Genomic DNA, 17,860 nt, shown 5'->3' on the forward strand with positions numbered 1-17,860 from the left:
CGGCGGGCCAGGCGGGCGCGGCCATCGCCGCGGCGGCCGCTGCAGCCGGCCCAACGTGCGACCGGCCCTGCTGGCGCTGCTGCTCGAACGGCCCATGCACGGCTACGAGATGATCCAGGAGCTGGAGAGCCGCACCGGCGGCATCTGGCGCCCGAGCCCCGGCTCGGTCTACCCGACCCTGCAGCTGCTGGAGGACGAAGGCCTCATCGAGGCCGAGGCAGCCGGCGGCCGCAAGCGCTTCACCCTGACGGACGCGGGCCGCGAAGAGGCCACCGTCGCGGCGGAGAACCCGCCGTGGGCCCAGTTCAGCAACGACACCATGTCGCAGGTCCAGGACTTCCGCGACGCGGCGGTCGGCATCATGGACGCGCTGCGCCAGGTGGGCTTCAACGGCACCCAGGAACAGCGCGACAAGGCCCTCGAGGTCCTGAACGAAACCAAGCGCAAGCTCTACGCGATCCTCGCCGACGAGTGACCAACCGGGGGCGCATCCCTGCTTTCTGGGGATGCGCCCTTTCATTCAGCTACGGCGGGCAACAGTCCACAACCGCAACACCGTCGTCCACCCGCACACAGGCGAGCCAGGCGAATCTCCGGCTGATCACCCGCCGCCGGGCTGAGAGCGGTGGTCACCCGGCCGGCCGGCTGCCGCCCTGTTTTTCGGCGCGGTAGAAGGCGTAGGCGCCGAAGCGGGCTTTGTCCCGGCCGTTCTCGGCGACGCCCGTCAGGCCTGCCTCCTCCATCGCGGCCAGCACGCGTTCCGGGACACTGGCCGCCACCAGTGGATGACGGTGCATTCTGCCGGTGCCTGACGGCGTGGCGTCGATGTCGATCACGTGGAACTCGCCGCCCGGGCGCAGGACGCGCCGGACCTCACCCAGAGCCCGCCCGCGTTCCTCCTCGTCGAGGTGGTGCAGCATGAACGAGGACAGGACGCGGTCGAAGCCGGCGTCAGGCAGGGGCAGGTTGCCGGCGAACGCCTGCTCGTACCGGATCGGCAGTTTGCGGCGGGCTGCCTTGCGCCGGGCCCGGCGCAGGGCGGCCGGGTCCGGGTCGATGCCCACGGCCTCGACGTCCGGCGCCCGCCGCCCCAGGGCCGTCAGCAGGTTGCCCGTGCCGCAGCCGATCTCCAGCACCCGCTGACCGGGCCGGAGGTCCGCGCGGTCGAGCAGCTGTCCGTGGATGCGGCCGATCCGGGCCAGCCGGGTGAACGGGTCGTAGAGGGGCAACAGCCAGTGTCTGCCCATGGCGGGCAGGTAATGCTGGTCGGTCATGTCGCGCTCCTGTCGAGTCCGACGAAGTTAGGTCGTACTCTCAGCTTCATGCGGGCCGAGGACAGCAACAACGGGCGATCCGTGGCCGGGATGCGACGATCTTCGGTTCCCACCCGGGGCCGGGCCCGGCAGGTCGGGGCGACCGGTCAGGGTGTCCCGGTCATCGCCTTCGGCCACGTTCCGGGCGCCGCCCCGATCGCGATCACCCGCCTCCCCGAGAATCCGGCGGCCGGCAACCCACCCGCGGGTGCGCACACCCACGACTTCCTGGTGCTCTTCTACGCGCACCGGGCCGCCGGGACGATCGTGCTCGACGAACGGGAGTGGCCGGTAACCGACGGCGACCTGTTCTTCGTCGCTCCCGGGCAGGTTGTCGCCTTCACCGGCCCGCACGCGGAGGTCGCCACCGACGGCTGGGTGGTCTGGTTTCCCGCCGACGTGATCCGTCCCGGTACGCCCGGCGCCTACTCATCGTGGCGGTCGCACCCACTGCTGTTCCCGTTCGCCCGCGGGATCGACCGCGCGCAGCGCCTCAAGGTCGCCGCCGCCGACCGGGACGGCTGGATGTCCCGTTTCGCCGTGCTGGAAACCGAGCTGCGGGCGAGGCGCGACGGCTACCAGGAAGCCGCGCTGGCTCACCTGACGTTGATGCTGGTGGCCGCGTCCCGGTTGTCCACCGACGTCGCCGGCCAGCTCCGCTCGTCCGACGAGCCCCTGCTCGCGGCCGTCTTCGAGGTCATCGAGCGGCGTTTCCACGAGCCCATCTCGCTGACCGATGTCGCCGCCGAGCTGGCCCTGACCACCGGCCACCTCACCACGGTGGTACGCCGCAAGACCGGCCGTACGGTGCAGCAGTGGATCGCACAGCGGCGGATGCAGCAGGCCCGCGTGTTGCTGGGCGGGACCGATCTGACGGTGGCGGCGATCAGCCACCGGGTCGGGTATCCCGATGTCAGTTACTTCATCAAGCGGTTCCGCGCCGAGCACCAGGTGACGCCGGCGCAGTGGCGGCACGCCGACCGGCCCGGCCCACAGTGAGGCGGGCCGGGCCGGTCGACGGAATGCTCAGTGGACGGTGACGGTCGGGCCGGGCAGCAGCTCGCGGAGCTCGTCCGGGAGCTCGGCGCCCATCTGGTCGGCCAGCCGCAGGGCCTCCTCGACCAGCGTCTCCACGATGATCGATTCCGGGACCGTCTTGATGACCTGGCCCCGGACGAAGATCTGGCCCTTGCCGTTGCCCGACGCCACCCCGAGGTCGGCCTCGCGGGCCTCGCCCGGGCCGTTCACGACGCAGCCCATGACCGCCACCCGCAGCGGCACCGGGAAGCCCTCGAGCGCCGCGGTCACCTGCTCGGCCAGCGTGTAGACGTCCACCTGCGCCCGGCCGCAGGACGGGCAGGAGACGATCTCCAGGCCGCGTTCGCGCAGGCCCAGCGCCTCCAGGATGCCCTGGCCGACCTTGATCTCCTCGACCGGCGGGGCCGACAGCGACACCCGGATGGTGTCGCCGATGCCCTCGGCCAGCAGCGCGCCGAACGCCACGGCGCTCTTGATCGTGCCCTGGAACGCCGGGCCGGCCTCGGTGACGCCGAGGTGCAGCGGGTAGTCGCACTGCTCCGCGAGCTGGCGGTACGCGCGGATCATCACCACCGGGTCGTTGTGCTTGACCGAGATCTTGATGTCGCGGAAGCCGTGCTCCTCGAACAGCGAGCATTCCCACAGCGCCGACTCGACCAGCGCCTCGGCGGTGGCCTTGCCGTACTTCTGCATGATCCGCTTGTCCAGCGAGCCCGCGTTCACGCCGATCCGGATCGGCACCCGGGCGTCGCCCGCGGCCTTGGCGATCTCCTTGACCTTGTCGTCGAACTGGCGGATGTTGCCGGGGTTGACCCGGACCGCCGCGCAGCCGGCGTCGATCGCCGCGAAGACGTACCGCGGCTGGAAGTGGATGTCGGCGATGACCGGGATCTGCGACTTCTTGGCGATGGCGGGCAGCGCCTCGACGTCGTCCTGCGACGGCACGGCGACCCGGACGATCTGGCAGCCCGAGGCGGTGAGCTCGGCGATCTGCTGCAGGGTCGCGTTGATGTCGGCGGTCAGCGTGGTCGTCATCGACTGCACGCTCACCGGCGCACCCCCGCCGACCGGCACGTTGCCGACCATGATCTGGCGGCTCTGCCGGCGGGGGGCCAGCGGCGGCGGCGGTACGGCCGGCATACCGAGACTGACAGCGGTCATGTGCGCACTCTCACTTAGAGAAGATGGTAATCGGGTTGATCACGTCGGCCGTGGCGGTGAGCAGCGTGAACGCCCCACCGATCAGGATGACGGCATAGGTCAGCGGCATCAGCTTGAAGTAGTCGACGCGGCCGGGGTCGGGCTTGTGCAGCTTGCCGTAGACCCACGAGCGGGCCCGCTCGTACCAGGCGATGGCGATGTGGCCACCGTCCAGGGGCAGCAGCGGCAGCAGGTTGAAGATGCCGATGAAGACGTTCAGCGAGATGAAGATCAGCAGGAAGATCTCGGGCACGCCGCGCTCGATCGCCTCGCCGCCCAGCCGGCTGGCGCCGATGACGCTGATCGGGGTGTTCGGGTCCCGTTCGTCGCCGGTGATCGAGTTCCACAGCGCCGGGATCTTCTCCGGGATCCGCTTCATCGCCACGAACGAGCCCTCGACCAGGCTCCAGTCGTAGCGCAGGCTGGCCGGGACGGCGTCGAGCGGGCCGTAGGTGATCGTGCCGGGGATGTTGATGCTCTGGCCGATGCCGACCACCGAGACCTCGGTGACCTTGCCCTCCGGGTCGTCCAGCGGCGGGCGCTGCGCGGCAATCATGGTGACCGTGGCCGTGCCGGGCTGGCCGTCGCGGGTGTATTCGAAGACCGTGGGACCGGGCTTGCTGCCGCGGATGGCGTCGGTGAGCTGGCCGTAGCTGGTGATCGGCGTGTTGCCGACCTTGGTGATGACGTCGCCGGTCTTGAGCCCCGCGGCGGCGGCCGGGCCGGCGACATCGGTGCCGGCACCGACCTTGCACTCGTTCTGACTGAGCACGATCGGCACGCAGTCGGCCACCGTGATCTGGGCCGGCAGGGCGACCTGCTGCTGGACGGTCTGCGGCACGTCGGGGTTGGGCAGGCCGACGAAGACGGCGGCACACCAGGCGGCGACGATCGCGAGGGCGAAGTGGGTGAGGGAGCCGGCCGACATGACGACCGTGCGCTTCCACACCGGGAAGCGCCACATGGCCCGCGGCTGGTCCTGCTCCGAGACGTCGTCGTCCTGCGGCGTCATCCCGACGATCTTGCAGAAGCCGCCGAGCGGGATGGCCTTGAGGCCGTACTCCGTCTCGCCGCGGCGGAACGAGAAGATGGTCGGGCCGAAGCCGACGAAGTACTGGGTGACCTTCATCCCGTAGCGCTTCGCCGTGATCATGTGGCCCAGCTCGTGCAGGCTCACCGAGATCAAGATAGCCAGCGCGAAGGCCGCCGTCCCCAACCAGTACAGCATCAGGCTCCTTCAGCCGCCGTAGCGATCATCCGCTGGGCCTGGGCACGCGCCCAGGCCTCCGCGGTCAGCACGTCCTCGACGGTACCCGGCTCGTCGAAATCGGGTGCCGCCGCGAGCACCGCCTCGAGGGTGTCGACGATGCCCAGAAAAGGTAGCCGACCGGACACGAACGCGGCCACACACTCCTCGTTCGCGGCGTTGAAGATGGCCGGCCGGCACCGGCCCGCCGTACCGGCGGCCTTGGCCAGCCGGACGGCCGGGAACGCCTCGTCGTCCAGCGGGCGCAGCTCCCAGTTGTGCGCCAGCGTCCAGTCGACGGCCGCCGCGGCGCCGGGCACCCGTTCCGGCCAGGCCAGCGCGAGCGCGATCGGCAGCCGCATGTCCGGCGGGCTGGCCTGGGCCAGCGTGGAGCCGTCGCCGAACTCCACCAGCGAGTGCAGCACCGACTGCGGGTGCACCATCACCTCGATGGCGTCGTACGGCACGTCGAACAGCTCGTGCGCCTCGATGACCTCGAGGCCCTTGTTGACCATGGTCGCGGAGTTGATCGTCACCACCGGGCCCATGTCCCACGTCGGGTGCTTGAGCGCTTCTTCGGGTGTGACGTTCGTCAGCTCCGCCCGCCGGCGGTCCCGGAACGCGCCCCCGCTGGCCGTCAGGATCAGCCGCCGGACCTCGGCGGCCGACCCGCCGCGCAGGCACTGGGCCAGCGCCGAGTGCTCCGAGTCGACCGGCACGATCTGCCCCGGCCGCGTCACCGCGGCCTTGACCAGCGGGCCGCCGGCGACGAGTGACTCCTTGTTGGCGAGCGCGAGGGTACGGCCACAGCGCAGCGCGGCCAGCGTAGGCGGCAGCCCGAGACTGCCCACGACCCCGTTGAGCACCACGTCACAGGGCCACTGGGCCAGCTCGGTCATCGCGTCCGGCCCGGCGACGATCTTCGGCAGCTTGAAGTCGCCGGTGGCCCAGCCGCGCTTCTGGGCCTCGGCGTAGAAGGCGAGCTGGAGGTCCTGCACGACGCTGGAACGGGCCACGCCCACCACGTCGACGGCCAGCTCCAGGGCCTGCGCGGCGAGCACCTCGACGTTGCCACCGCCGGCGCCGAGCGCGACCACCCGGAACTTGTCCGGGTTGCGCCGGACGATGTCGATGGCCTGGGTGCCGATGGATCCGGTCGAGCCGAGCAGTACCAACTCACGCATGAGGTTCATCTTCCCCTGCCGGGTCCAGGCGCCGGCGGGTGGATCGTAGCGCCGCACTGGGTATGGGTGAGCCATGAGATCCCGGGTGGCGGACGTGCGCCGAAAACTGTCGGCACCGTTCCGGCTGCTCCGTGGGCGCGACCTCGCCCTGTACTCGGCCGCCGTGACTTTCTACGCCGGGATCGCCGTGGTGCCGGTGGCGCTGCTGGCGATCTGGATCACCGGTCTGATCGCCGGGGCCGACCGGGTCCGCCGGCTCACCGGGCACACGATCGACGCGCTGCCCGATGCCATCGGGGCGCCCCGTGCACTCGCCGCGCTGATCGAGGCCGGTCTGCACCTGACACCGATGCTCGCCGTGGCCAGCCTGCTGCCCGCCACCCTGTACGGCGAGGGCCTGCGCCGCGCCTTCGTGTCCCTGCGCGAGCCGGGCGAGGCCCTGGTCGGCTGGCGCGGCCGGATCCTGTGGCTGCCGCTGCTGGCCGCCTCCCCCGCCCTGCTGCTGGCGCTGTTCCTGGCCCTGCCGGTGACCAGCGGTCTCTGGGTCCGCGGCGGCTGGTACGCGGTCGCCGGCGTGGTCCTGTCCTTCTTCGCCGCCTGGCTGGTCCTGACCCCGGTGGTGATCTGGGTCTACCGCGGGGTGGCCCCGGGCCGGCCGGAGTGGCTGGCCACGACGTTGGTCGGCTCCTTCACCGCGGCCAACCTCTCCGGCTTCCTGCACGGCTTCGTGCTCTTCTGCTCGCTGCCGCTGGACCTGGGGGTGCCGTTCGGCGGCTTCACCGAGATCGGCGGCGTGGTCGCTGTCGGGCTGTGGCTCTACCTCTTCCACGTCATCCTGCTGGCCGGCTTCGCCGCGACGCAGAGCGCCAGCGCCTTCCAGCGGGCTAGACGGGTGCGGGCCGGCGATCCGGCTCCGGCTCAGCCGGCGGGTTCGGCGGAGCCGGGGTCTCGTGGATCCCGTAGCGGCCGTAGAAGCGGCTCAGCGGACCCGGAGCCCACCAGTTCCAGCGGCCCAGCAGTCGCATCGTCGCCGGGACCAGCAGCGCCCGGACCAGTGTCGCGTCCACGATGATGGCCACGATCATGCCGATGCCGATGGTCTTGATGACCGTCACCCCGCCGGTGGCGAAGCCGGCCACCACGGTGATCAGCAGCACCGCGGCGGCCGTGATGATGCCGCCGGTGTGCTGGAGCCCGGAGGCGACGGCTGTGGTGTTGTCGCCGCTCGCGTCCCACTCCTCGCGCACCCGGGAGAGCAGGAACACCTCGTAGTCGGTGGCCAGCCCGAAGAGCACGGCCAGCACCAGGATCATGTTGCTCGGCTCGATGAAGCCGGTGGACTCGAAACGCAGCAGCCCTTCCAGATGGCCCTCCTGGAAGATCCAGACGACCACGCCGAAGGACGCGCCGATCGAGACCAGGTTCATCAGCACCGCCTTGATCGGCAGCAGCACCGAGCCGAAGGCCAGGAAGAGCAGCAGCATCGTGGCCACCGCCATGATCAGGGCCATCCACGGCAGCCCGGCGGCGAGGCTCTCCAGCAGGTCGAGGTCGATCGCGGGCCGGCCACCGACGAGCACCTCGGCGCCGGCGGGCGCGGGCAGCTCCCGGATCCCCGAGACGATCTCGCGGGACTCGGCGCGGGGCAGCTCACCCGGGTAGGTCACGGTGATCAGCGACGAGGCGCCGCGCTCGGCGGTGACGGTGGCGGCGGTCACGTCGGGCAGCGCGGCGATCCGCTCGGCCAGCTCGGTGGCGGGCGCTCCGCTCACCAGTACGGAGATCGGGTCCTCGCCGCCGCCCGGGAAGCCACTGTCGAGCCGTTCGCCGACGACCCGGGCGGAGGTGCCGGGCGGCAGCACGCGCTCGTCGTAGCCGCCGAACTCCTCCCGCAGGAACGGTGCCGCGAAGGCGGTCAGCACGACCAGAACGCCGACGACGTACAGCACCGGGCGGCGCATCACGCTGTGCGCGATGCGGGCCCAGCCGGCGCCCGGGTGGGCGCTGCGCGGCAGCGGGATGCGCAACTTGTCGATGCGGTGGCCGAGCAGGACCAGCGCCGCGGGCAGCACGGTCAGCGCGGCGAGCATCGCGATGAGCACGGCGGCCATGCCGCCGATGGCCAGGCCGCCCAGGAAGGGCTGCGGGAAGATCAGCAAGCTGGACAGCGCCAGCACGATCGTGAGGCCCGAGACCGCGACGGTACGGCCGGCAGTCGCCACAGTCGTCCGGATGGCGGCACCGACGTCCTGCCCGTTCGCCAGCTCCTCGCGGAAGCGGCTCACCACGAACAGCGAATAGTCCACGGCCATGCCCAGCCCGAGCAGCGTGATGACGTTGATCGCGAAGACCGAGATGTCGGTCAGGTAGGTCAGCAGCCGCACCGCCACGAACGCCCCGAGGATCGCGATACCGCCGATGACCAGCGGTGACAGCGCCGCGATCAGCCCTCGGAAGATGACGACGAGCAGGATGAACAGGATCGGCAGCGAGAAGATCTCGGCCCGGGTGATGTCCTCCTTGGTCTGCGTGTTGGCCTGGTCGGTGAAGGCGACCACCCCGCCGACCTGCGTGGTCAGGCCGGGTGCGGCGAAGGCCGGCTCGATCCGGTGGTACGCGTCAGCCTGGCCGTCCTCGTCGGTCGCCCGCAGGTAGACCGCCGCGTAGGTGGATCGCCGGTCGGTGCTGACCAGAGCCGGTGGCGCGTTCTCGTCGGTGTACGCGGCGACCTGGGCCACGTCCGCTTCGGCCCGGATCCTCCCGACCGCCTCGCTCACCGCCGTCCGGAAGGCCGGGTCGGTGACGGTGCCGGTGGGGCTGGACCAGAGCACGAGCAGGTCGGGATCGCGCTGACCGAGCTGCGCGGCGATGCCCGCGGCTGCCCTGTTCGACTGACTGTTCGGGTCGTCGTAACCACCGCCGGTGAGCGACCCGAAGACGCCGGCACCCCAGGTCGCACCCACCACCACCAGCGCGAACGCGGCGGCGATGACCCACCAGCGCAGCCGGACGACCGCCCTGCCCCACCAGCCGAACATGTGTCTGCCTCCCGCCCGGCCCGTTAGAGTCGCTTCAGATCTTGGCCAATTCGGTGAACGCCGTTTACCCTCGCAAACACCGTTCATCCTCGTCAACGGAGCCTCCTATGACGACCACCACGCCAGGCCGCCGCGAACGGCTGCGCGCGGAGACCGTCACCGAGATCAAGCACGCCGCCCGCCGCCTGCTCGTCGCCGGTGGCCCGGCCGCCATCTCGCTGCGCGCCATCGCCCGCGACCTCGGCATGACCGCCCCCGCCCTGTACCGGTACTTCGCCAGCCTTGATGCCCTCATTCTGGCCATCGTCACCGATCTGTTCGAGGACCTCCGCGCCGCGGTCGCCGACGCCGCCCTGGCCCACAGCGACGAGGAGCCACTGGTCCGCGTCGGGCACATGGCCCGGGCCTTCCGCCGCTGGTCCCTCGACCGGCCGGCCGAGTTCGCGCTGATGTTCGGCAGCCCGATCAACGACGCCGGGGCCCGGTTCGGGGAGACGTTCTTCACGGTGCTGGGTGAGCACTACGCCCGGCACCCGTTCGGCGGCGAGGCGCCCGACCTGCCCGACCCGGCGCTACGCGAGCTGTTCAAGCCGTACCTGGACACCTTCGGTGACCGTTTTCCGCTGCCCGTGATCTACCTCTTCGTGGCCGCCTGGACCCGCTTGTACGGCATCGTCGCGATGGAGGTTTTCGGCCACCTCAGGTGGGCCATGACGGACGTGGAGCCACTTTTCGAGGTCGAATTGGCCCGGACCGTCAGCCGATTGGCGCGCTAGGCTCCGCTGCCATGAGCTCTCTGCCCGAACGCGCGGACGTGGTGATCATCGGGGCCGGCCACAACGGCCTGGTCTCCGCCGTGCTGCTGGCCCGCGCCGGACTGGACGTCGTGGTGCTCGAGGCCGCCGACGTGCTCGGCGGGGCCACCCGCACCGAGCGGCCGTTCCCGCGGGTGCCCGGCCTGGGCCAGTCCACCGGCTCGTACCTGCTCGGCCTGATGCCGCCGGAGCTGCTGCGCACGCTCGACTTGGACATCCCGGTGCTGCGCCGCGACCCGCACTACTTCCTGCCCACCCCGGGCGGCCCCGGCTCGCCGTACCTGTTGTTCGGCACTGACCGCGAGGCGACCCGGGCGCAGATGCAGCGGTTCTTCTCGCCCCGCGACGTGGCCGCCGACGAGGCGATGCAGGTGGAGATCGCCGCCCTGCGGGCCGACCTTGCGCCGGCCTGGCTGCGCGAGCCCGGCACGGTCGAGGAGGTCGCCGACCGGCACATCCGCCCCCAGCTGCAGAGCACGTTCATCGACCTGGTCCGCGGCTCGGTGGCCGACTACCTGTCCCGGTTCGGCTTCAAGAGCGAACTGCTGATGAGCATGTACGCGGTGACCGACGGCCTGTCCGGGCTGAACGCCGGCCCCGATGACCCGGGCACCGGCCACAACTTCCTGGTGCACAACATGTGCCGGCTGCCGGGCTCGGACGGCACCTGGATGATCGCGGCGGGCGGGATGGGCACGGTCTCGCGCACGTTCGCCGACGCCGCCCGCGCCGCCGGTGCGTCGATCTTCACGAGCACCCCGGTCACCGAGGTCACGGTCTCCCAGGGCGCCGCCACGGGCGTGGTCCTGGCTGACGGGCGGGCGATCTCGTCCCGGGTGGTGCTGGGCTCCTGTGACCCGTACAGGTTGATGAGCCTGGTCCCGGAGGGCGCGCTGCCCGCCGCCCTGACCGACCGGATGGCGGCGGTCCGCCGCCCCGGCACGACCCTGAAGGTCAACCTCGCGCTCAGCGGGCTGCCGCGCTTCTCCTGCCTGCCCGAGGACGCGGCGTCGCCGTTCGGCTCGACGATCCACCTGCTGCCCGGCTCGGCGGGCCTGGCCGGCCTGGCCGAGACGGACTCGCCGATGGCCGCGCTGCGCGCGATGTGGGCGGACGTGCAGGCCGGCCGGCTGCCGGCGGAACCGACCATCGAGTGGTACCTGCACACGACCGTCGACCCGTCGCTGCAGGACGAGGCGGGCCACCACTCGTCGGCCCTGTTCGTGCAGTCGGTGCCCTACGAGCTGGCGTCGTCCTCGTGGGACGCGGAGCTGCCCGGCTACGTCGAGCGCCTGCTGGCCATCGTCGACCGCTACGCACCGGGCACGTCGGAGCTGGTGGCGGACACGATGCCGCTGACCCCGCCGGGCATCGAGAAGCACTTCGGCATCACCGGCGGGCACATCCACCACGTCGACAACACGGTGGCCTTCGACGAGCGCATGCCGTACGCCACCGGGCTGGACGGCCTCTACGCCGGCTCAGCGGGCGCGCACCCGGCCGGCAGTGTGATCGGCGCCGCCGGTCACAACGCCGCCCGGCGCATCCTCACTGACCTGGGTCGCTGACTGCGGCACCGCCGCCCGGGGCGAGCAGCGGCATGAGCCCGGTCATCTCCAGCACCTTCAGCGGCGTCTGGTGGGCCCGGACGAGATGGAGCTCGCGGCCCGCCTCGCGGGCGGCGTTGAAGACCCGGACCAGGACGTTGATCGCGGACGAGTCCAGGAACTCCACCGCGTCGAGATCGATCTGCACGCACGAGATGCCGGGACGCGCCACTTCGGCCAGCAGGATCTCGGCCAGTTCGTCCTCCGCGCTCATGTCGACTTCGCCGGACAGGGTGACGAGGGACATTTCGCCCTGTCGGCTGACACGGTAAGCCCAGATGTCGTCCATGGGTCCCTCCCGGAGCGCTCTGACGATCAATGCCAGAGATAAGAGCGCTCCGGGACGGCCCGGCGTTACTCCGCTCGCGCGGCCGGCTCGGCCGCCGTCTTCTCGGCGCGGATCTTGTGGCCGACGCTGGTGAGGCACTTGCCCGTCGGCAGGTCGAACTTCCAGCCGTGCAACTGGCAGGTCAGCACGTTGCCGTCGACGATGCCGAAGCGGCTCAGGTCCGCCTTCAGGTGCGGGCAGCGGCGCTGCACCGTCCAGCCGCCCAGCTCGGTGTCCTCGGCGTCGACCGACTTCTCGTGCTCGTCGTACCAGCCCTCGGCGTACTGCAGGCGCTCCTCGGACAGGCACTTGAAGAACGCGTACACGAACTCGTTGTACTGGCCGATCCGGGCCGCCGAGAAGCGGCAGGACAGGAACAGCGAGTTCACCCAGTCGCCCTCGTCGATGAAGATCAGGTGCTCGATCAGCTCCCGCTGGGTCTTGAAGCGGTAGCGGACCTTCTCGTCGGCGTACGGCCGGACCTGCTTGCCCGGGAAGTCGACCACGATCGACTCGACCGACTCGCCGTCGTAGGCCAGCAGGTCGAAGCGGACCGGGCCGCCGACCCCCTTGGCCAGATAGATCGACTCCTCCAGCAGCGGCTCGATGCGCTTCTTGAGCTCGCCCAGCACGTCGATCTCGGGATGCCGCCAGGACGCCTTCTCCGCGGCGATGATCGGCGCCTTGCGCTCGCGCATCTCCTCGAGGTGGGCCTTCTTGCCGGCGAAGAACTCGTCGACGTCGGTGGGGTGCGTGGTCTCGATCGAGCCGGTGGTGAGCTCGGACACGCTGCCCGGCAGCAGCACGACGCCGTTGGTCCCGCCGACCTTGGCGTACTCGCTCATGAAGACCGACTGGTCCGGGAAGATGTTGCCTTCGTCACCGTGGATGTCGTTGAACTGCCACAGCTCGTCGTCCAGGAAGCACGGCGGTCCGGCGATCGGGAAGACGTGGTCGGCCTTCAGGTCGTCGATGTAGCGCCAGGTGCGGTCGAACTGCCGGTCACGCTTCTGCTTGCCGAACGCCGTCTTGGCCGCCTGCGGCAGCTCGTAGACCATCGGATACCAGATCGCCCCGGAGAACTGCAGCATGTGCGCGTGCACGTGGCCCAGCTCGGCGAAGGTGGACAGGTCCGTCGGGCGGGCGTCGTTCTGGTTGAGCACCCGGACGCCGTCGTGCTCGATCCACAGCGACGAGTCGCCGATCGGGCCGTCGGTGGGGCTGATCAGCGCCTGGATCATGACCTTGAGGCCGCCGTCGAGCTCGTGGACCTCGTTGCTCCTGGTCTTGAAGAAGCTGGTGAAGCCCAGCTCACGCAGCTCGTCCTCGAGCTGGCTGGTCGGATACTCCGGCAGCAGGACCGTGGCCTTCTTGCTGATGAAACGCTTCAGGTGCTCGGCGTCGAAGTGGTCGCGGTGCAGGTGCGAGACGTACAGGTAGTCGACGTCGCCGAGGCTCTCCCAGTCGAGCTGGGAGTTGTCCGGGAACGGGAACCACGACGCGAAATACGCCGGGTTGACCCACGGGTCGCACAGAATGCTGCCCGCGGCCGTGTCGATCCGCATGCTCGCGTGGCCAGTGCCCGTGATCCGCACCGTTCAGCTCCCTCGGTTCACCCATGTCCGACGGCATCGAAGGTACCGCCGGGTTGCCCGGATGCCCGCATCGGCCCCATGTCAGACTGGACGGCAGATGTGTCCGTGCCTGAGGAGGAACCGACAGTGGCAGCCGAGAACGAGCCGGTTTACGCGCCCGACCAGCTCAAGCCGGGCAATCGCAAGGGCGCTCAGCGCGGCGCGATCGGCGCGGCCGCCGTCCTGCTGCTCTACCTGTGGGGCAACCACGAGGGCAACACCGAGAACATCTGGATCATCGGCACCGCGGTCGGGCTGATCGCCATCGTGGTCATCGACATCGTGCTGCGCCGCAACGGCCTGCGGCCGAACGACCAGTAACCCCGCACACAGCAAGGCCCGCGTCCCCGGCCGGGGAGCGGGCCTTTGCCGTACGTGCTCAGCGGTGGCGCAGCAGGATGTCCTTGACCTCGCGCAGGGCCGCGTCGACCTCGGCCTCGAAGTAGCCACCCGGAACCAGCCCGAACTGCAGCGTGTCGAGCTCGTTCTCGGGGACGGGCATCGGGCCGCGGCCGGTCATGGCCTGCAGGATGCTCTCGAACAGCCGGTCCACCTGCACCGGGTCGTAACCGCTGCCGAACCGGCGCGGCTGGAACGTGCGGCGCAGCTGGTCCACCCGGTAGAGCTCGGGGCTGCCGCCGGCGCCACCACCCATCGGGGGGCCACCCATCGGCGGGCCACCCATGGGCGGGCCGCTCATCGGGGGCGCGCTCATCGGCGACGGGCCGCCGAAGCCGCCACGGTCCCGGTCGGGCATCCGGATCTCGGCCGTCATGTCGGTCTTGCCGTGCCGGCCCGGCTCGAAGCCGTCGTAGCTGCCCGTGTCATAGCCGGCCGGAGCCGGAGGCCGCTGCTGTTGCTGCGGCTGACCGTACCCAGGCTCCTCGTAGCGGCCGTACGGGTCCGGAGCGGGCATCTGGGGGCGCTGCGGGAGCTGCTGCGGCTGCATCCGGTCCTCGCGGCCGTACGGGTCCTCGCGGGCGAACTGGCTCTCGCGGGCGTACTGGTCGTCGCGGGCGAACTGGTCCTCGCGGGCGTACTGACGGTCGTCGCGGACCGGTGCGGGCAGGCGCTCGGTGGGCGGCGCGGACCGGCCCAGCGCCTGGCTCATCCGGTCGCCCGGCATGCCGCCGCGCATCGGCTCCGGCTGCATCCGCTCCGGGGCCATCCGGGGGTCGGAGGAACGCCCGCCGCGGTCCTCGAACTCGGCGAGCTGCCGCTCCACCCGGTCCAGGTGCAGGTCCACCTGCCACTCGTCGTAGCCGCCGAAGCGCACGCGGAAGACGACGTCGTGCACCTCCTGGGCACCGACGGGCGCGCCGGACTGCTCACCGGCCAGGGTCGCCTCGACCCGGTCCAGGAAAGCGTCGACCTCGTCGACCTTGTAACCGCGGCGCAGCGCGCGCCGCCGGAAACGCTGTCCCTGACTCGTCACAACGTCTCCCAAATCAGCGTCCGCAGGGAACTGAGCCCCGTCATCGTGCCACCTCCGCGTCGGCGACGGCGCCCCCAGCGTCCACCACCGTCAGCTCACTTGCGGCCAATTGGCCGCATGCACCGTCGATCTCCCGCCCCCGGGTGTCTCGGACCGTGGTCGCCACGCCCGCGTCGCGCAGCCGGCGGACGAACTCCCGCTCGACCGGCTTGGGGCTGGCGTCCCACTTGCTGCCCGGCGTCGGGTTGAGCGGGATGAGATTCACATGCGCCAGCTTGCCGTGCAGGAGCCGGCCAAGCAGGTCGGCACGCCAGGGTTGATCGTTTACGTCCCTGATCAGGGCGTATTCGATGGAGATCCGACGACCGGTCTGCGCCGCGTAGTCGAACGCGGCATCGAGCACCTCGGCCACCTTCCAACGCTGGTTGACGGGCACAAGCTCATCGCGCAGATCATCATCGGGGGCGTGCAGGGACAGCGCAAGAGTCACGGACAACCCTTCGGCGATGAACCGGCGCATTGCGGGCACGAGGCCCACGGTGGAGACGGTGATGTGCCGTTGTGAGAGACCCAGGCCCTCCGGGGCCGGAGCCACCAGCCGGCGCACGGCCTCGATCACCCGCGGGTAGTTGGCCAGCGGCTCACCCATGCCCATGAACACGACCCGGGACAGCCGCGGCGGCGACCCGGTGACCGCGCCGGAGGCGGCGACGCCGGCGAGATAGACGACCTGGTCGACGATCTCCGCGACGGAGAGGTTGCGGGTCAGGCCGGCCTGACCGGTGGCGCAGAACGGGCAGGCCATGCCGCAACCGGCCTGGCTGGACACGCACGCGGTGATCCGGTCGGGATAGCCCATCAGGACGCTCTCGACCATGGCGTTGTCGTGCAGCTTCCACAGCGTCTTGCGGGTGGCGCCGTCGTCACAGGCCAGCTCGCGCTGCGGGGTGAGCAGCTTGGGCAGCAGGTCTTCGGTGAGCTTGGCGCGCGACGCGGCGGGCAGGTCGGTCATCGCGGCGGGGTCACGCACCAGCCGCCCGAAGTAGTGGGTGGAGAGCTGCTGGGCACGGAACGCGGGCTCGCCGAGCTCGGCGACGGCGGCGCGACGGCCGGCCAGGTCAAGGTCGGCGAGGTGGCGCGGCGGCATCGCGGGGCGACGGCGGGTGACCACCGCGTCGGGGGTGTCGGGGCTGGTCGGGATGACCGGAAGAATCGTCATGGCGTATCCAGTCTCCCACGTCGGGCGCACATGCCTACCCCGGCGGCGCGATGAGCCAGAGCAGCAGGAAAGCCGTCGGCACCGCGAAGAGGATCGAGTCGAGCCGGTCCATCAGGCCGCCGTGACCCGGCAGCAGGTTGCTCATGTCCTTGATGCCGATGTCGCGCTTGAGCATCGACTCCGCCAGATCGCCCAGCACGGCGACCACCGAGAGCACGGCACCGAACAGCAGACCCCAGTAGAAGGGGACGTCGAGCAGGAAGTACGCCAGCGCGGAGCTCCCGACAGCCGACGCGACGACCGAGCCGGCGAAGCCCTCCCAGGACTTCTTGGGGCTGATCGTGGGGGCCATCGGGCGCTTGCCGAAGAAGACGCCGGCCGCGTAACCGCCGGTGTCCGACAGCACCACCGCGAGCAGGGTGATCAGCACCCGGTAGTCGCCGTCGTCGGGCTTGGCCAGCAGCACCCCGAAGCTGAGCAGGAACGGCACGTAGACGGCGATCAGCGCGGTGGCGGCGAAGTCCTTGCCGAGACCCTCGGTGCCGTCGGCCAGCCGCCACAGCAGCGTGGCCAGGACGGTGACCGCCAGACCCAGGATCAGCGCGTCCGTGCTGCCGTACCAGGCCAGGCCGGTCATCAGCACGCCGCCGGTGACCAGCGGGATCAGCGGCGGCCGGGCGCCGGTGACCTTGAGCGCCCGGACCATCTCCCAGATGCCCAGGCCGGCGGCCAGCGCGATGACCCCGAGGAAGGCCGGCTTCCAGACGAACAGCGAGGCCAGCACGACCAGGATCATGCTGATCCCGACCGCGATGGCGGCGGGCAGGTTGCGGCCCGCGCGGCCGGCCGGCTTCACCGGCGGCCTGCCGTCACGCCCGGCGCGGCGACGGCCCGGTCCACGGGATCCCTCCGCTTCGGTCGCGGTCAGCTCCCACTCGGCCTGGGACGTCGAGGTGGCGGCCACCGGCGGATCCCAGTGCGGGGCGACCGGCTCGGGGCCGGGTGTGAAGGCGTTCCACACCGGGCCGGTCTCGGCCGCCTCCTGGGCGGCCTGGCGGCGGTGCGCCGCGTACGGGTCGGGCTCCTCGGCGGGCACGTCGAGGCCGTACGGGGCCGGGACGTCGGGTTGCCCGGACGCCCGGCCACCGGAAGGGGTCTGCCCACCGCGGGGCTCGAGGTACGACATCAGACCTCGAGCAGCTCTGCTTCCTTGTTCTTGACCAGCTCGTCGACCACCGCGACATAGCGGTGCGTGACGTCGTCGAGCTCCTTCTCGGCGCGGCGGCCGTCGTCCTCGCCGGCCTCGCCGTCCTTGACCAGGCGGTCGAGCTGCTCCTTGGCCTTGCGGCGCACGTTGCGGATCGCCACGCGCCCCTCCTCGGCCTTGGTGCGCGCCACCTTGATCATCTCGCGGCGGCGTTCCTCGGTCATCTGGGGCAGGTTGATCCGCAGCTGCGTACCCTCGTTGTTGGGGTTGACCCCCAGGTCCGAGTCGCGGATCGCGCGCTCGATCGGGCCCAGCTGGGACGCGTCGTAGGGCTTGACGATCACCATGCGCGGCTCCGGCACGCCGACCGAGGCCATCTGGGTGATCGGGGTCAGGGCGCCGTAGTAGTCGACGACGATCTTGGAGAACATCGCCGGCGTGGCACGGCCCGTACGGATCGCGGCGAACTCCTCCTTGGCGTGCTCGACCGCGCTCTCCATCTTCTCTTCCGCCTCGAAGAGGGTCTCGTCGATCACCGCTCCGTCGCCTCCTTGTTCCTCGTGGTCGTTCCTCGTGGTCGTTGCGAAAGTGTGCGG

Annotated in this window: 16 protein-coding genes and 1 pseudogene; 6 read left to right on the forward strand and 11 right to left on the reverse strand. The window is 70.8% G+C overall.

All coding sequences use genetic code 11. The features are described 5' to 3' along the window. On the forward strand, nt 1-475 hold a 475-nt coding region (locus tag AB0C29_RS01910), incomplete at its 5' end, for a PadR family transcriptional regulator (protein ID WP_360814002.1). 154 nt (nt 476-629) lie between these two features. Here AB0C29_RS01910 and AB0C29_RS01915 read toward each other — a convergent pair. Next, the gene (locus AB0C29_RS01915; RefSeq protein WP_360814004.1) at nt 630-1,274 is read right to left on the reverse strand and encodes a methyltransferase domain-containing protein; all 645 of its coding nucleotides are present in this window, start codon (nt 1,272-1,274) and stop codon (nt 630-632) included. A 48-nt stretch (nt 1,275-1,322) separates the two neighbouring features. Between AB0C29_RS01915 and AB0C29_RS01920 the strand changes: the two genes are divergently transcribed. After that, the gene (locus AB0C29_RS01920) at nt 1,323-2,312 is read left to right on the forward strand and encodes an AraC family transcriptional regulator (protein WP_360814006.1); all 990 of its coding nucleotides are present in this window, start codon (nt 1,323-1,325) and stop codon (nt 2,310-2,312) included. 27 nt (nt 2,313-2,339) lie between these two features. Here the strand turns inward: AB0C29_RS01920 and ispG are convergent, their stop codons facing one another. The 3 genes from ispG to dxr are packed head-to-tail and all read right to left on the reverse strand — an operon-like array spanning nt 2,340 to nt 5,990. Next, entirely contained in the window at nt 2,340-3,512 is a 1,173-nt protein-coding gene (gene ispG / locus AB0C29_RS01925) for a flavodoxin-dependent (E)-4-hydroxy-3-methylbut-2-enyl-diphosphate synthase (protein ID WP_360549866.1), read from the reverse strand. 10 nt (nt 3,513-3,522) lie between these two features. Then, nucleotides 3,523-4,779 (reverse strand): site-2 protease family protein, encoded by a 1,257-nt coding sequence (locus AB0C29_RS01930; RefSeq protein ID WP_360814008.1) that lies wholly within the window; start codon nt 4,777-4,779, stop codon nt 3,523-3,525. Next, on the reverse strand, nt 4,779-5,990 hold the full coding sequence (gene dxr, locus AB0C29_RS01935; protein ID WP_360814010.1) for a 1-deoxy-D-xylulose-5-phosphate reductoisomerase: 1,212 nt from the start codon (nt 5,988-5,990) through the stop codon (nt 4,779-4,781). Before dxr ends, AB0C29_RS01930 begins: the two co-directional genes overlap by 1 nt. Nucleotides 5,991-6,054: 64 nt before the next feature. Between dxr and AB0C29_RS01940 the strand changes: the two are divergent. After that, a pseudogene (locus AB0C29_RS01940) lies at nt 6,055-6,870 on the forward strand (YhjD/YihY/BrkB family envelope integrity protein); the annotation flags it as partial. Here the strand turns inward: AB0C29_RS01940 and AB0C29_RS01945 are convergent. Continuing rightward, entirely contained in the window at nt 6,866-9,019 is a 2,154-nt protein-coding gene (locus AB0C29_RS01945; RefSeq protein ID WP_360814012.1) for an MMPL family transporter, read from the reverse strand. The pseudogene AB0C29_RS01940 and the gene AB0C29_RS01945 overlap by 5 nt on opposite strands. Before the next feature lie 107 nt (nt 9,020-9,126). Between AB0C29_RS01945 and AB0C29_RS01950 the strand changes: the two genes are divergently transcribed. Next, on the forward strand, nt 9,127-9,795 hold the full coding sequence (locus AB0C29_RS01950) for a TetR/AcrR family transcriptional regulator (protein WP_360549874.1): 669 nt from the start codon (nt 9,127-9,129) through the stop codon (nt 9,793-9,795). An 11-nt stretch (nt 9,796-9,806) separates the two neighbouring features. Then, nucleotides 9,807-11,402 (forward strand): NAD(P)/FAD-dependent oxidoreductase, encoded by a 1,596-nt coding sequence (locus AB0C29_RS01955; RefSeq protein WP_360814014.1) that lies wholly within the window; start codon nt 9,807-9,809, stop codon nt 11,400-11,402. On the opposite strand, the gene AB0C29_RS01960 is transcribed toward AB0C29_RS01955, so the two are convergent. Both AB0C29_RS01960 and AB0C29_RS01965 read right to left on the reverse strand, forming a co-directional pair. Continuing rightward, nucleotides 11,383-11,730, reverse strand: a complete 348-nt coding sequence (locus AB0C29_RS01960) for an STAS domain-containing protein (RefSeq protein WP_360814016.1) — start codon at nt 11,728-11,730, stop codon at nt 11,383-11,385. The genes AB0C29_RS01955 and AB0C29_RS01960 overlap by 20 nt on opposite strands. Before the next feature lie 65 nt (nt 11,731-11,795). Next, complete coding sequence (locus tag AB0C29_RS01965) at nt 11,796-13,364, reverse strand: Rieske 2Fe-2S domain-containing protein (protein WP_360814018.1); 1,569 nt, start codon at nt 13,362-13,364, stop codon at nt 11,796-11,798. A 78-nt stretch (nt 13,365-13,442) separates the two neighbouring features. Between AB0C29_RS01965 and AB0C29_RS01970 the strand changes: the two genes are divergently transcribed. After that, a complete protein-coding gene (locus AB0C29_RS01970; protein ID WP_360814020.1) occupies nt 13,443-13,724 on the forward strand; it encodes a DUF2631 domain-containing protein in 282 nt (93 codons plus the stop codon). Between the two features lie 58 nt (nt 13,725-13,782). On the opposite strand, the gene AB0C29_RS01975 is transcribed toward AB0C29_RS01970, so the two are convergent. The 4 genes from AB0C29_RS01975 to frr are packed head-to-tail and all read right to left on the reverse strand — an operon-like array spanning nt 13,783 to nt 17,800. After that, the gene (locus AB0C29_RS01975) at nt 13,783-14,838 is read right to left on the reverse strand and encodes a DivIVA domain-containing protein (protein ID WP_360814022.1); all 1,056 of its coding nucleotides are present in this window, start codon (nt 14,836-14,838) and stop codon (nt 13,783-13,785) included. 40 nt (nt 14,839-14,878) lie between these two features. Next, on the reverse strand, nt 14,879-16,057 hold the full coding sequence (gene rlmN / locus AB0C29_RS01980) for a 23S rRNA (adenine(2503)-C(2))-methyltransferase RlmN (RefSeq protein WP_360814024.1): 1,179 nt from the start codon (nt 16,055-16,057) through the stop codon (nt 14,879-14,881). Between the two features lie 34 nt (nt 16,058-16,091). Further along, the gene (locus AB0C29_RS01985) at nt 16,092-17,243 is read right to left on the reverse strand and encodes a phosphatidate cytidylyltransferase (protein WP_360814026.1); all 1,152 of its coding nucleotides are present in this window, start codon (nt 17,241-17,243) and stop codon (nt 16,092-16,094) included. Beyond that, nucleotides 17,243-17,800: a ribosome recycling factor gene (gene frr / locus AB0C29_RS01990; RefSeq protein WP_360549888.1), complete on the reverse strand. Its 558-nt coding sequence runs from the start codon at nt 17,798-17,800 to the stop codon at nt 17,243-17,245. The genes AB0C29_RS01985 and frr overlap by 1 nt, the downstream gene beginning before the upstream one ends. Between the last annotated feature and the right edge of the window lie 60 nt (nt 17,801-17,860).

The organism is Actinoplanes sp. NPDC048791 (genome assembly GCF_040650095.1).
In the GTDB taxonomy this organism is placed as follows: Bacteria; Actinomycetota; Actinomycetes; order Mycobacteriales; family Micromonosporaceae; genus Actinoplanes.